The following is a 14,575-nucleotide window of genomic DNA, read 5'->3' as shown; positions in this document are numbered from 1 at the left end:
GCTCTTATGTGGTGGTCCTATCAAGATGTGGAAGAACAGAAGGCGCGCGTGCAGCGCGAGATTGCGAAGCGGAAAAAGCGTGGGGAGAAATTTGAGGTGCTGGCGGCTCCGGCGGGGCAGAAGAAACTGAGCACCACCTTCTGGGGCCAGGCCTGGTGCCGGAATCTGGAGTCTTACCAGGACTATGAATCACGGCTGCCGCGTGGCCGCAGCTATTTGCGGCAGGGCAAGGTGTACGATCTGGAGATCGAGCCTGGAAAGCTGAGCGCTGTGGTGGCGGGATCGGAGCTGTATGACACGACGATCATGATCCAGCCGCTGCCGAAGAAGCAGTGGATGCAGATTGTGGAATCCAGTGCGGGGCAGGTGGGCTCCATGCTGGATCTGCTGGCGGGCAAGCTGGGTGATGGGCTGATGCAGGTGCTCACGGATCCCAAGGACGGTCTGTTTCCGAAGCCGAAGGAGATTCGGTTTCACTGCTCCTGCCCCGACCATGCGGACATGTGCAAGCATGTCTCCGCAGTGCTGTATGGCGTGGGGGTGCTGCTGGACACGAAGCCGGAGCTGCTTTTTACGCTGCGTGGTGTGGATCAGGCGGAGCTGCTGTCCAACGCGAGCAGCGCGGCGATCACTGACATCTCTGCTGCTGCTGCGGGCGATCTCGCCGGAGCCGATCTCTCGGCGATCTTTGGGATTGATCTGGGTGCGGAGAGAGCCGTCGAAGAGCCGCTTCCCGCCAAAAAGAAAGCTGCGAAAAAAGCGGCGGAGAAGGCGAAGAAAGCGCCGAAAAAGAAGGGGCAGTAGGCCGGTCATTCCTGGCCCGCCGCTGATCCGGAACGGGGCAGGAATGCCCCTGTTACTTCACGTGCATCACTCCACGCATGATGACCCAATGGCCGGGGAAGGTGCAGAGGTAGGGGTAGTCTCCGGGCGATGCGGGGGCGGTGAAGCGGAGCGTTTCGGCGGCGTTGGGATTCAGCAGCTTGGTGTGGTGGAGGATTTTGTCTGTCGGTGGAATGAAGTCCTTTTTGATGCCTTCGGGGTCTTTGGCCATCTCATTTCCTGCGAGGCCGATCTCCTCCACGCTGCCGGGTTTGCAGATCGCCAGATTGTGCGCGGTGGCGTCGGGGTTGTTGAAGGCGAGGCTGACGGGCTGACCGGCTTTGACGCTGAACTCGGTTTTGTCGAAGAGCATGCGTTCGCGGACGCAGTTGATGGTGATTCTGGCGACGCCGGGCTGCTTGTCGAAGGCGGTTTCCTCGACGGTCTTTTTCTTTTCGAAAGAGCTGCGCTTGTAGCTGGCGGCAAAGGCGTTCATGAACGCGGTGATGGCGGGGTTCTCGTTCGTCTTCCAGTGACGTGAGAGCGCTTCGCTGCCGAGGGAGGTGCGCACAGCGTAGGTGAGGTGCTCGCCCATGGGCTTGTCCAGCACGCCCAGAACGGCATCCAGCGCTGCGGCCGTGCCGATGTAGCTCGCGGCGATGACGGCCTCCATGCGCACGAGTCCGTTTTCATCATTCGCACGGGTGCGGAGCTGGGCAATGCGATCTGGCAGGTCGATGTAACGGAGCAGCGTGGTGGCGGCGGCACGCGCGTGGTGTTCTTCGCAGTTGAGCAATTCTCTGAGGAGGCCTTTGTCCTCGGTGCCGACCGTGCGGTAGGTCCACAGTGCTTCGAGCTGGTGATGGCGGAAGCGCGAGTCCTTGGGGTCGAGTTTGCCCACCCATGCATCGAGCGCCATTTTCACGTCAGGGGCATAGCGCTCGTGCAGTTCTCGCCTGGCCTGGTAGCGCCAGCGGTAGTGGGGGCTTTTCAGGAGATCAAGCAGGGCGGGGATGGGCGCGCCAGCCACCGTGGGCGGCTCGGCCAGCTTTGCGCCCTTTGGCACGATGCGCCATATGCGGCCGCTGGTGCGCAGGCGTCGCGGATCGCGCAGGGAGTACTGGGCGTGGCCTTTGATGGGGTTGTACCAGTCGCAGATGTAGAAGTCGCCACGCGGGCCCACCTTTACGTCCGTGGGGATGAAGCTGAGGTTGGTGGAGAAGATGAGATCGCCCAGCTTCTTTTCTTCATAGTGGTCGTCCATCTCGATCCACTGATGCATCTCGATGTTGTTGGTGGGCTTGTAGCGCGCCTTGATGAAGCCGCCTTGGAGCTCCTGCGGCCAGAAATCGAAATCGACGAATTCATGGCCGCAGGTGCCGGAGTAGGCGGGCATTTTTCCTGAGCCGGGGTGCTGCTCGGGGTAGGGGGGATTGGTGGCGTGGAAGGCGCTGGCGAAAATGGGATGGCTGGCCACGTGATGGCCCCAGTCGTCGAAGGTGACGCCCCAGGGATTGGTGCTGGGGTAGCTGCCGAAGGTGCTGAGTTTTTGCGTGTTGGTGCGCAGGCGGAACCAGCCGGAGTTGTCCAGCCGCACGGGGCCGTAGGCGGTTTCGATTTGTGAGTGAAGGAAGATGGAATCGCGGATGATGAGATCGCCATCCGGGCTCCAGACAAAGTCGTGCAACGCGTGGTGGGAGTCTTCGGTGCCGAAGCCGGTGAAGACCTGGCGGGAGAAGTCTGCCTTGCCATCGCCATCGGTGTCTTTGAGGAAGGTCAGGTGGGGCTCGTCGGAGACGTACACGCCGCCGTCGCCGAATTCGAAGGCCAGCGGGATGTGGAGGTTGTTGGCCCACACGGTGGATTTGTCCGCGCGGCCGTCGTTGTCCGTGTCTTCGAGAATGATGAGGCGGTCCTTGGGTTCCTGGCCGGGGTAGAGGTGAGGATAAGCCTGCGAGGTGCTGACCCACATGCGCCCGCGTGTGTCCCAGCGGATTTGAATGGGATTGGCGATCTCGGGGAACTGCTCCTCACTGGCGAACAGGTTCACTTCAAAGCGCGGGTCCACTTTGAAGGCGGCAAGTTCATTCGCGGGTGTCATCCATTCGTTCGCACCCTTGCTTTCCTTGGTCTCGGGCATTTCGGGGACGTTGGAGTCATCCACCTTTTTGCCGGCAAAGCTCCGGCCTTGGGCAATGGCCCAGATGCGCTGGTCGCGATTGGCGACCATGACGTCAAAGCTGCGCATGGCGGGCAGGAAGTCGAGGTAGCCGTAATCTTTGTTGCGGTCGCCGGTGTAGTAGAAGCCGTTCAGCGGGCGGTAGCGCTGGAAAAACTGACGGTTCCGGTCTGCGATGGCGGCGCGGAGTTCCGGTGTGGTTTCGGGTGCGCTGACTTCAAAGGTGGCGCGATACAGGGCCTCGCCAAATGCCGCGTAACCTGCATCTTCGAGATGGACGCCGTTAAAGGTGAGACCCTTCATCGCGGGCTGCATGGGCTCGAACACATTGGCGAAGCCCACCTTCTGCGCAGCGGCCACTTCACCCATGGCCTTGGTGTAGGCGGCGAGGCGGGCGTTGTTCATGTCTGCTGCCGGGACGTTTTTCACATTTTCGTTGGCGATGGGAGACACCAGCACCACGCGCGGTGCTGTTTTGCCATTGTAGGCATGCGTTTTGAGTTCCTGAACGAGAGCCGTAAGCCGCAGTTTGAAATCCGGCAGTTTTTCCAGGCCGCCGAAGGATTCGTTGAAGCCAAAGGCGGCAAAGATCACATCGGCTTTTTGCGCGTGCAGGTGCTGGTTCAGCGTGCCGAAGTTCGCGGGGCGGGGCATCAAGTCCACTTCATCCGCTGACCAGGCGAGTGTGCGAACCACCAGCTGCTTGTCAGCGTTCCCTTTGAGAAGCATGGCCTCGAAATGAGGAAATTGTGCGCCGCGATCGAAGAGTGTGTTGCCGATGAAAACGACGTGGTCGCCTTTCTGCAGGACCAGGGGCAGGGTTGTGTCCACCGCAGGGGTCACCGGGGGGAGGGGTGCGGTCTTTTCCTCCATGTAGTACTTCAGCAGTGCTGGATCTTCGGGCGGCGGTGGCTTGCCGGTGTCTGTGTTCTTGGCGTCCAGTGGATTGACCGCCATGGCCGGATTGCGGGCCGGTTTTTCTGGCTTCGTGGTTTGAGCACCTGCAACGGCGACTGCCACAGTGAGGGAAAGGACAATGGGCCTGATCATGGGAAAGAGAACGTGGTTGTGCGTTCGATGTATCTCGCAGAACGGGATGAAACCGGACAGGTAATCGGGCCATTGCTGGGCCGATTGGAGGCTTGAATCGGGGCAGGAATGCCCCGATTACGTCGCATGCGCCCGCCCGTTCGCTTTCAGTGTTTGAGCCGCAATCTGCCTGTGGAGATCACGCAGCAGACTTTGCCGCACTGGGTGCAGGCGGGCGTGAGTTATTTCTTTACCTTTCGTCTGGCGGATTCAGTTCCGCAGGAGCTGCTCGAACAGTGGGTCCGGCAGCGTGCGGTTTGGCTGGAGAATCATCCTCAGCCGTGGAATGACGCGGATGCGCTGGAGTATGCCGAGCTGTTTACCGAGCGTATGGATGCATGGCTGGATGCCGGGCATGGCAGCTGTGCGCTGCGGGATCCTCAAATCCGCCGGCACGTTGAGCAGGCTTTGTGCAAGTTTGATGGTCTTCGGCTTGACCTGGAATGTGCGGTGATCATGCCGAATCACGTTCACCTCCTGCTGAAACCCCGGGAGGATGAAAATGTCTTCAAGCTGGTGGGCGGGATGAAGGGGGCGAGCGCACGAGTCTGCAACATTCAGCTTGGCAGGCCGCCGCAGGCGTTTTGGATGGAGGACAGCTACAACCGCATCGTGCGGGACTATGATGAGTTGAGTGCTTTCCGGGATTACATTCGAGGCAATCCGCAGAAGGCCGGGCTACTATCTGGTGAGTTTACGTTGATTGAAAACCATGTGCTGAAGTAGCCGGGCGTTTCTGGAGTAATCGGGCCATTTCTGGCCCGATTCAGACGCCCAGACGGGACAAGAATGTCCCGATTTCTACGGAACGGGCCAGGAATGGCCCGAATACTCCTGACGGGGCAGGAATGCCCCGATTACTTTCGAGGGGCGCTTATTTCACATGCAGCACGCCGCGCATGATGAGGTAATGGCCGGGGAAGGAGCAGATGTAGGGGTAGTCGCCGGGCTTGGCGGGGGCGGTGAATTCGATGACCTCCTCCTTGCCGTGGTCGAGGAGCTTGCTGTGCCAGAGGATGTTGGTGTTGGCGGGGATGAAGCCGGTGTCGAAGCCTTTGGCTCCGAGCGCCATGGCCTGCATGGCGACCTCATCCACCTTGCCGGGATTCACCAGGAGGATGTTGTGCGGCATGAAGTCGGGGTTGGCGAAAGTGAGTTTTACTTTCTTGCCGCCCTTCACGCTGAGTTCCTTCACATCATACATCATGCGCTCTGGCAAAGTGGCGACGCGGATGGTAGTGAGGTCGGGGGTGTCGCTTAACACGCCGGATTTTTGCGCTTTTTCCTCCACTTCTCCGGCGATGACGCCGCCGTGCATGGAAGCCTCCACGTTGAACCAGAGGTGCTGCACCACATTGGCCGCATTGCGGGCATGCAGTTCAGGAGACTTCTGCAGCAGGCCCAGCAGCTCCACATTCCGCACGTTGTGCTGCTGGTGGATCCAGAGCGCTTCAAGAAGATGGTGAGCGTCTTCTTTTTTGGTCGGATCGAACTGCTTCATCCATGCCTGGGTGGCGGCGATGACTTCCTTGGTGTCGCGCTCGCTGAGCTCGATGTGGGTGCGGTGGCGCACACCGTCGGCGGGGTGTTTGAGGTTTTCCAGCAGGGCAGGGATGGGCTGTCCGTCGATGGGGACGATCTTCTGCAGCGGACGGCCGGTGGCGGTGATGCGGTAGATGCGTCCATGCTTGTGGTCACGGTTGGGGTCACGCACGTTGTGCTGCATGTGGCCGATGATCACGTTTTGCCAGTCGCTCAGATACAGCGAGCCGTCCGGCGCAAACACGGCATCGCTCGGGCGGAAGTTTTTGTCGCCGCTCATGAGGAAGCCGCGTGAGGTCTCCGTGGTCACACTGCCATCCGCCTGGGTGACTTTCACTGTCAGTTCGTCGCCCGCGGGCTCGCCCCAGACGGTGCCTTTCTCGGCATCACGCTCCAGGTGATAATGCTTCACGCCGAGGAAGCCGATGACGTTGCAGATGAGGAAGTCTCCCTGCATCTCGTCAGGGAAGTGCGTGCTGCTGACGACCTCGCTGGCGGTCACGGGGCGCACTTCTTTTTTGAGCAGCTCGTACATCTTGAAGCCGCTGCCCTCGGGGCGCACCTGATAAGCACGGCCGCCGGTGCCGTCCGTGGCGTACTGATAACCCCAGGAGTCGAAGGAGGTCCCATGGGGGTTGGGCGAATTCATCGCGTGCAAGGCGATGGTGAAGCGGCGCGGATCGAAGCGATACATGGCGGAGGCGGTGGCGTTCAGCGACGGGCCCCAGGGGTGCTCGTAGTTGTGCTGCATGAAGACGCCGCTCTGCCAGTAGATGCCGCCGTCTGGGCCGTAGATGAGATTGTTGGCGCCGTGGTGGGTGTCGGAGCTGTCGAGCCCCATGAGCATGATGGTCTGAACGTCCGCCTTGTCGTCGCCATCGGTGTCCTTGAGGAAGAGGATCTCCGACTGGCGCGTGACGAGCACGCCGCCATTCCAGAACTCAAAGCCCAGCGGATTCTGCACGCGGGCAAATTCCGTGGCGCGGTCGGCGCTGCCGTCGTTGTTGTCATCGTGAAGGATGACGAGGGCATCATTCATTTCCTTCAGCGGCTCCCACTTTGGATAGGTGGGCCAGGCGGCCACCCAGAGGCGGCCTTTGGTATCAAACTGCATCTGCACCGGGTTTGCGATCTGCGGGAAGCGCGACTCATCGGCGAAGAGGTGAATTTCAAAGCCCTTCTTGATGGCGATGTTCTTGAGCTCCTCCTTACCGCTGACGTATTTCAGCGTGCCCTCCTTCTGCGCGCTGCTGCTCTTGCTGCCGCCGCCCACATTGGAGATCACGGGGACGGGCTTCGGCACATTGCTGTCGTCGATCTTTTTGTCTCCGCCGCTGATGCGGGCCCAGACGCGCTCGTCGCGGTTCGCCGTCATCACATCCAGCATGGAAAGCTCGTGCTGAAGCACGACGGCGTTGTTCTGGCCATCGACGAAGCTCAGCGTGGAGCGGCTGCCCCAGACGTCGTTGCCATCGGAGGCGTGGTAGCGGTTGTACCAGTGCAGGTCTTTGTCCATCACGGCCTCGCGGAGCGGCTCCATGGAGGGCGAGGCGCTCACCGGTTTGCCGAGCAGCGCTTTGGCGATGACTTCTGCGAGCTGGCGGTCACCTTCGATGCTGAGATGCACGCCGTTGATGGTGAGCGGCTCCTTGGCGGCCTTGAACAGCTCCAGTGAAGGATGGTAGAGATCCACAAAAGCTACGCCTGCTTCCTTGGCCGCCGCCTCGGTGGCCTTGGTGTAGGCCTCCAGCAGTGCATTGTGCGCCTTGCCATCCGGCACGTTAACATTGTGCGTGTCCTCATGGGCGATGGGGCTGAAGAGGACGATGCGCGGGAAGGATTTTCCGTTCGCCTTGCTGCCGCGTGTCTTTTTAACGAACTCGACGAGCTGTTTCTGAAACTCCTGCGGCTTGTTGTCGTAGGACTCGTTGTAGCCGAAGAAGCCGAAGACGACGTCTGCCTTCACATGGCGGAGGTAGTCGGTCATGTGGGTGGCGCCGCTGCTGCGCGGGTAGTTGTTCGGGCGGTCGCCGCTGGTGCTCATGTTGCGGAAATGCACCTGCATGTCGGGGAGCTGGCTTTGCAGCAGGGTCTCCATCCAGCCATCGTGCTGCATGCGGTCCGGGAGAGCGTTGCCGAGGATGGCGACGACTTCACCTTTGCCAAAAGCAAACGGCACCGGGTCCTTGTAGTCCGCGGGCACGTCCACCAGCTCGGGCTCCTTCACCGGAGCCGCGCCACCGCCGGACTTTTTCGCCGCCGGCTTCCCCGGCTTGCCGTCAAAGGTCAGGTAGGCCGTCTTGCCGCCGCCCCTCACATCGATGGTCATCGACTCTGGTCCGGCGACGTTTTTGATCTCAAACACCGGCTTGCGAGATTCATCGAGCAACGAGAGCGTGAAGTCACCCAGACGGTCCGAAAAGCCCTGGCGGCTCCACAGGCTGATCGTGTCGATGACATGGCTGGAGCCCAGATCGACTTCCCACCATGGGTTCGGCTGGTTCTCTTTGGTGTGCGTCTGGCCGCCCTTGCCCCAGTCCGGGCTCTTGTTGCCATCAAAGGCGCGCTCTGGCACGCCGCCGTTGGTGGTTGTCGACTGGGAAGCTTTGCCGCCTTTGACCACATTCTTGCCGCCGCTCATCACCTCGATCTCCGCGATTTGCAGGCAGCGTTTGTCGCCAGGGATTTCGATGCGCACATAGCGGGCGGGTTTGCCGGTGGCGATGGTCACCTTGGCGGCTTCATCCGTTTTTGCAGCGGGAGTCGCCGTTTTCTTCTCTTCTTTCTTGGTGGTGCGGTTCGTGTTCGCGTTTGCCGGGATTGGAGAATCGAAGCCTGCATACATCTCGGGTTTGACGCCATGCGCATACGCGCCACCTCCAAAGGTGTTGGGCTTGAAGGGGCCGACGAAGGCGATGTTCAGGTCGGGCTTGATCGCGTCTTCCATGCCCAAGGCCCAGAAGATGCCGTTCACCACCATGCGACGGTAGCCTTCATTGGTGATGTCTTCGGAGGTGCCGTAGAGCGTGGTGAAGACTCGGCCGGTTTTGCCGGATGATGACTTGTAGGTGCGTGTCCATTCGCTGGGCATCGGTGGCTTAGTTGTGTCTGGCGGTGAATCCTGCGTCATGCCATTGAGCGGCTGGGCCATGGTCAAAATCTCGCCGTCGGTTGGCTTGCCCACGTAGCCTCCGGCCTGCACCCAGATGTCCTTCACGCCCCGCAGGATCGGGTGCGCGGCCTTGTCCGGCACGATGGCGATGCGGGTGCTCTGCTGATGATTTTTGCCGTAGTGGCCCACCCAGGTCTGCCCGAGGACCTGATGGCCGAAACCCAGCTCATAACCCGCCACCTTGCTGTCGTACGAATACTTGGCGTAGGGATCGTCCTTGGTGATTTTGAAACCATGCGTCGCTGTGCGCAGCCCCACCACCGGACCGCCACGTGCCAGATAGGCGTCGAAGTGCTTCATCTGCTCCGCCGGGAACTGCTGAAAGCGCAGGAAGACCACCGCGAGATCCGCCGTGTCCAGCGCCTCGATGCCAGGCATGTTGGCGACTTCGCCGGCGACGATGTCGCCATCCTTGTCGATGTCGAACAGCACGGTGCATTTGAAGCCCTGGTGCTTTGCCAGCAGGCGTGCGAGAGCGGGAAGAGACTCCTCGGAGCGATACTCATGATCTCCGGCGAGGAAGACGATGTGCCTGCCCTTGCCGGGGCCTTCCGTGCCTTCAAAGACGAGAGGGGCCGCGCTCGCGAAGGTCACAAGCGAGAACAGGGCGAGGAGGATGGCGGTCGGGCGGATCATAAGAGTGGGAGCAAACGTGAGGCTGGGGCGCTGTATTCCCGCAGCAGGGAGAAAAACCGGACAATCAAATTTGGGAGGGCGGAGAGATTTCTATTTGCGGTAGTCTGCACCCGTGAGGCTCTTCAGCACGGACTGCTGCCATTCGCGCAGTTCAGTCTCCAGCTTTTTCACGGTGTCGGGCTGCTGTTCATGCAGATCGGTTTTCTCTGCCGGGTCCGTCACGAGGTCAAAGAGCTCCTGCTTCACCGCGCCGCCCTTCTTTGCTTCGTGCAGCACCAGTTTGAAGCGTCCATTGGTGATGGCGCGCGGGCCAATGTAGTCTGCCTCTGTGATGGTGGTGTGGCGGAAGTTGTTGAAGTCCCGCGTGGCTTTGCCGCCGGCTTTCTTGGCGAGCGGGGTGGTGCCTTGCTGCAGCTTGGGGTCGATGTAGGGTTCGGTCTTGCCGAGATGTGAGACGTCAAACTGCCAGAACCACAGCGGCTTGGGGCGTTCGGTCATCTTGCCGTCGATGACTGGCAGGAGGTCCATGCCGTCGATGGGACGGTCCGGCAATGGCTGGCCGGTGAGGGCGCAGAGGGTGGGCAGGAGATCGCTGGTGGTGGCGCGCACCGGGGTGCTGCGCGGCTGCGGAATGCGTGAGGGCCACTCGATGAGGCCGGGGACGAGCACGCCTCCATCATAGACCTGGCCCTTCACCCCGCGATGTGGGAGCACCAGCGAGCCGTCGGCCGATGTGCCATTGTCGCCGCAGTAAAAGACGAGTGTGTTGTCGCGAAGGCCCGTGGTGGCCAGGTGCTTTCTCAGTGTGCCGATGGCGCGGTCCATGGCGGTGATTTCCGCGTAGCGTTCGCGCAGGACTTCGCCCTGCGGGCGGGTGGTGGGGCCGCCGGTTTCGTTGGAGGTGAGTTTGACCTTTTTGTCTTTGTACTTGGCAGGGAGATCATCGTAGAGCGCGAGATCTTCCGGCAGGCCGCTGTAGGGTTCATGCGGGGAGCCGAACCACACGACGGTGAAGAAAGGTTGTTTATTTTTGCTGGCGCGGTCGATGAACTTGATGGCTTCGCTGATGACGACCGCGGAGCCTTCGCCCTGGATCACTTCGGGCGGGCCGCCATTGCGTGAGAGGGAAGGGTTCAGCTCAAAGAAGTTGTCATGCGAGACCCACTCGTGGAATCCCATGGCGCCGGGGCTCGTGGGCGAATCTGCTTTCACGGGGCCGAGGTGCCACTTGCCGAAATGGCCGCAGTGATAACCGGCCTTGGCGAGGAGCTGCGCGATGGTGATCTCCTCCGGGCGGATGGAGAAGCCGGGATTGAATGTGCCCATGCGGTTTGGGTGGCGGCCCGTCATGAAGCTGGCGCGGGTGGGCGAGCAACTGGGATGCCCGGCGTAGAAATTTTCGAAGCGGAAGCCGGTTTTCGCCATGTCATCCAGCACGGGGGTTTTCACATGCGGATGGCCATTGTAGCCCGTCTCCTCCCAGCCGTGGTCGTCGCCCATCATGAGGATGATGTTGGGCGGCGGCTCCGCCGAAAATGACGAATGCGGAATGACGAATGACGAAAGGAGGAGAAGGAAGAGCGGCTTCATGGGCGTGGCCTCATTTCTTTGTTGGTGGCACGACGGGACCGGTGCCCTGGGGGCTCTTGGTGCGTGGCTTTTCGATTTTTTCCGCTCCGGCTGGGACCTTCGATGCATCAAACGGCTGTGGTGCCTCCACCGGCAGGACCTTGAGGCGGATGTCCTTCACGTGTACGCTGTTCGGATTGCCGCGATGAAGCTGAATGGCGAGCAGGCCTGCCAGCGCGCGCTTCTTCTCGTCGTAATCCGTGAGTTCGGAGGTGGTCTTGCCATTGATCTGGTGCACCAGATGGTTGCCGCGGGCGATGATGGTGTACTCATTCCACTGCGATACATTCACCTTCACCGGCTCGTGGGTGGAGAGCTTCCACAGCGCGCCTTCGGGATCGAGCATGACGTTGGTGCCGTTGAGGCCGAAGATGCCGCGGCCTTTTTCCTCGTAGGTCATGCCTGTGTGCTCGATGGCGGGATGAATGTCGCACTGATAGCCGGTGATGACCCAGGGGGCGACCTCGGGAAGCTCGCGGCTGCGGTATTGGATGCCGGAGTTGTTGTCTCCCTCCACACGCACCGTGGCGTGGAGTTCGAAATCCTTCACCTCGCCGCCGCGCCAGATGAGGAAGGAGTTGTTGGGCATGGCGTCCGGGCCGGTGCAGGTGCCGATGATTTCGCCGTTCTCCACCTTCCACAGTTTGGGATCGCCATCCCAGCCGGTGAGGTCCTTGCCATTGAAGAGGGCGGTGAAGCCGTCTTCAGCAGAAGCAGTGGCGGCGAGAAGGCAGAAAGAGAGCAGGGCGGGAAGTTTCATGGAAGGAGGAAGAACGAGCGAGGTGCCGCAGTTTCTCGTCGGGCTTGCAACTTTCTCGCTTCCAGGCCTGTTGGTTTGTTTCCATGCGCACTCTTGCTCTCTGCCTTCTCGCTCTCGCCACCTCGCTGTCTGCCCAGCAGCCGCCTTATGATGTCTTTCCTCCTGCCGAAGCGCCGTATTATCGTGTGCGCTATGAGGCGTCCGCCAAGCCGGGGGAGCTGATCTTTCCGGTGAACTACACGGTGTGGGTGCCGCCGGGGGTGAAGTCTCTGCGTGGCGTCATCGTGCATCAGCACGGTTGTGGCGAGGGCTCGTGCAAGTCCGGCCTCACGGGGGCCTATGATCTGCACTGGCAGGCCCTGGCCAAGAAGCATGACTGCGCCCTCCTGGCCCCCTCCTACGAGCAGCCGGAGAAAGCGGAGTGCCAGATGTGGTGCGATCCGCGGAACGGCTCCGACGCGGCGTTTCAGAAGGCATTGGCGGATCTCGGCGCGAAGTCCGGGCATCCGGAACTGGCGAAGGTGCCGTGGGCGCTGTGGGGCCACAGCGGGGGCGGGCACTGGTGTGGTGGCATGACGATTCTGCACCCGGAGCGCGTCGCGGCCGCCTGCCTGCGCTCTGGTGTGCCGCTGCTGGAGGCGAATCCAGCGCGGCCAACGATCAAGGCTTATACGCTGCCCGAAGGCGTCAGCGGTGTGCCGATCATGTGCAATCTCGGCACTAAGGAAGGCGTCACTGTTAAAGAGGGCCGCTTTGCCGGCGCCTGGGACGCGAATGTGAAATTCTTCACCGCTGTGCGTGGCAAGGGCGGGCTCATTGGCATTTCGGTGGACCCTTTCACCAGCCATGAGTGCGGGAACCAGCGCTACTTCACCATCCTGTGGCTGGATGCCTGCCTGACGGCGCGGCTGCCGGAGAAGAGTGGAGGTGCGCTGAAGCCCATGCCGACGAAGGGGGCGCGGCTTGCGGCTTTGTCCGGGACGGAGGCTGTGCCTGCCGGTGAATTTGGAGGAGACAAAGCGCAGTCTCTGTGGCTGCCGAATGCGGCCATCGCGAAGGCGTGGGCAGTTTACGTCAAGGACACCGCCATTCCCGACACCACCCCGCCTCCCGCGCCCACGGGGCTTCGGGTGAAGGACAACGTGCTCACTTGGAAAGCGGAGGCTGATCTCGAAAGCGGTCTGGCTCAGTTTATCATTGAGCGCGATGGCAAGCAGATCGGCACGGTGCCGGAGCAGCCGAAGAACCCCTTTGGCCGCCCGGTTTTTCAGGGCCTGCAATACAGTGACACGCCCACAAACCCGCTGGTGGAGATGCGTTTTACCGATGCCACCGCCGAAGCCGGCAAAAAGCACCAGTACCGCGTGATTTCGGTCAATACAACTGGCCTGAAATCCGAGTAAAAAGGGCGTGTTTCCTGCTGCAACACTTGGGGGGCGGGCTACGTAGTAATCCTCCCCCCCAAATCATGAACAGACGCCGCTTCATCCTCCAGTCCCTCGGCACCTCCCTGGCCTTGCCCGGCCTGCCCTCCCTCATGGCCAGCACCGTGGGCGGAAATTCCGCCGTGAAAGCTGCGAAGGGAGCGGGTGCAGGCGCGCGTCGCTTCGTGGCCATCGGCAACCTCCTCGGCTACCAGACCAAGCAGCTTTTCCCCACCACCAAGGGCCGCGACTACGAGAAGACCACCCTGCTGGAGCCGCTCTCGGACATCCGCGACCACATGACAGTTTTTCGCGGTCTCGACCACGGTGTGAAGGGCGGGCACTTCGCGGTGCATTCCTTCCTTTCCGGCGTGCTGAACTCCGAGGCGCAAAACCGTCCGGATGGCAATGTGACCATCGACCAGTATCTCGCGGATGAGATCGGCTTTGAGACCCGCTTCCCATCGCTCACCGTCGGCTCGGAAGGCGGCATCCATGGCGGCTGCCAGATCGCCTGGACGAAGTCCGGCGTGCGCGTGCCTCCTGTCACCAATCCGTCCCAGCTGTTCGAAAAACTTTTTGTGAGCGACTCCAAGGAGCGCCAGGCACGACGCGTGCAGGAAAACCGGGTGCAGGCGTCCATTCTCGATTCCGTGATGGACGAGGCCAACCGCCTTTCCAAGCGCGTGAACAAAGAGGACAAGGACAAGCTGGATGAATATCTCACCTCCGTGCGCGATGTGGAGAAGCGTCTGGAACTCCGCCAGCGCTGGGTCAGCCAGCCCAAGCCCAAGGCCCCCTTTGACAAGCCCGCGAATCACAATGCCGTCGAAGATCTGCCGATCCTATATGAGCTGATCGCGCTGGCATTGCAGACGGACAGCACCCGCATTGCCACGCTGGAAATCGGCGGCGACTTCATGCCACAGCATCTCGGGATCAAGAAGGACTGGCACGGCCTCTCCCACCACGGCAATGACGCGGAGGCGATCGCCAGCCTCATCACGCTGGAGAAGTACCAGATCGAGCATTATGGCAAGTTCGTCGCCCGTCTTTCCAAGATGAACGACGGCGACCGCACGCTGCTGGACTCCACCACGGTGCTTTTCGGCAGCGGGATGGGCGATGGCAATTCGCACAAGAATTCCGACCTGCCGATCCTCCTGGCTGGCGGTGGCTACAAGCATGGTGAGTTCCGCGAAGTGCCGCGTGAAGGCATCAACAAAGTGCCGCTGTGCAATCTCTTCGTGGACATCGCGCAGAAGATGGGTGTTGAGACGGAGTCCTTTGGCAACAGCACGGGTCGTTTCGCGTGATGAGCA

Annotated in this window: 8 protein-coding genes; 4 read left to right on the top strand and 4 right to left on the bottom strand. The window is 61.1% G+C overall.

Annotation, left to right across the window (positions count from 1 at the left end; genetic code table 11):
- The first annotated feature begins 6 nt into the window (after positions 1-6).
- Positions 7-804: a hypothetical protein gene (locus tag ACILSQ_RS18315; protein WP_395745098.1), complete on the top strand. Its 798-nt coding sequence runs from the start codon at positions 7-9 to the stop codon at positions 802-804.
- A gap of 52 nt (positions 805-856) precedes the next feature.
- Here ACILSQ_RS18315 and ACILSQ_RS18310 read toward each other — a convergent pair whose 3' ends face one another.
- On the bottom strand, positions 857-4,051 hold the full coding sequence (locus ACILSQ_RS18310; protein ID WP_395745097.1) for a PVC-type heme-binding CxxCH protein: 3,195 nt from the start codon (positions 4,049-4,051) through the stop codon (positions 857-859).
- A 126-nt stretch (positions 4,052-4,177) separates the two neighbouring features.
- On the opposite strand from ACILSQ_RS18310, the gene ACILSQ_RS18305 reads away from it, so the two are divergent.
- Positions 4,178-4,816 (top strand): transposase, encoded by a 639-nt coding sequence (locus ACILSQ_RS18305; protein ID WP_395745096.1) that lies wholly within the window; start codon positions 4,178-4,180, stop codon positions 4,814-4,816.
- A 148-nt stretch (positions 4,817-4,964) separates the two neighbouring features.
- Here the strand turns inward: ACILSQ_RS18305 and ACILSQ_RS18300 are convergent, their stop codons facing one another.
- From ACILSQ_RS18300 to ACILSQ_RS18290, 3 genes are all read right to left on the bottom strand, one after another.
- Entirely contained in the window at positions 4,965-9,440 is a 4,476-nt protein-coding gene (locus ACILSQ_RS18300) for a PVC-type heme-binding CxxCH protein (protein ID WP_395745095.1), read from the bottom strand.
- A gap of 90 nt (positions 9,441-9,530) precedes the next feature.
- Positions 9,531-11,030: a sulfatase gene (locus tag ACILSQ_RS18295; protein WP_395745094.1), complete on the bottom strand. Its 1,500-nt coding sequence runs from the start codon at positions 11,028-11,030 to the stop codon at positions 9,531-9,533.
- A gap of 10 nt (positions 11,031-11,040) precedes the next feature.
- Complete coding sequence (locus ACILSQ_RS18290; protein WP_395745093.1) at positions 11,041-11,829, bottom strand: DUF1080 domain-containing protein; 789 nt, start codon at positions 11,827-11,829, stop codon at positions 11,041-11,043.
- Positions 11,830-11,912: 83 nt separating this feature from the next.
- On the opposite strand from ACILSQ_RS18290, the gene ACILSQ_RS18285 reads away from it, so the two are divergent.
- Together ACILSQ_RS18285 and ACILSQ_RS18280 are read left to right on the top strand one after the other, a co-directional pair.
- Positions 11,913-13,232, top strand: coding sequence for a hypothetical protein (locus ACILSQ_RS18285; RefSeq protein WP_395745092.1), 1,320 nt, complete (start codon positions 11,913-11,915; stop codon positions 13,230-13,232).
- Positions 13,233-13,297: 65 nt separating this feature from the next.
- Positions 13,298-14,569, top strand: coding sequence for a DUF1552 domain-containing protein (locus ACILSQ_RS18280; protein ID WP_395745091.1), 1,272 nt, complete (start codon positions 13,298-13,300; stop codon positions 14,567-14,569).
- The last annotated feature ends 6 nt before the right edge of the window (positions 14,570-14,575 follow it).

It is taken from the genome of Prosthecobacter sp. (genome assembly GCF_044227185.1).
Lineage (GTDB): Bacteria > Verrucomicrobiota > Verrucomicrobiia > Verrucomicrobiales > Verrucomicrobiaceae > Prosthecobacter.
The sequence above is the reverse complement of the archived record's forward strand: the minus strand, read 5'-3'. Positions and strand labels throughout refer to the sequence as shown.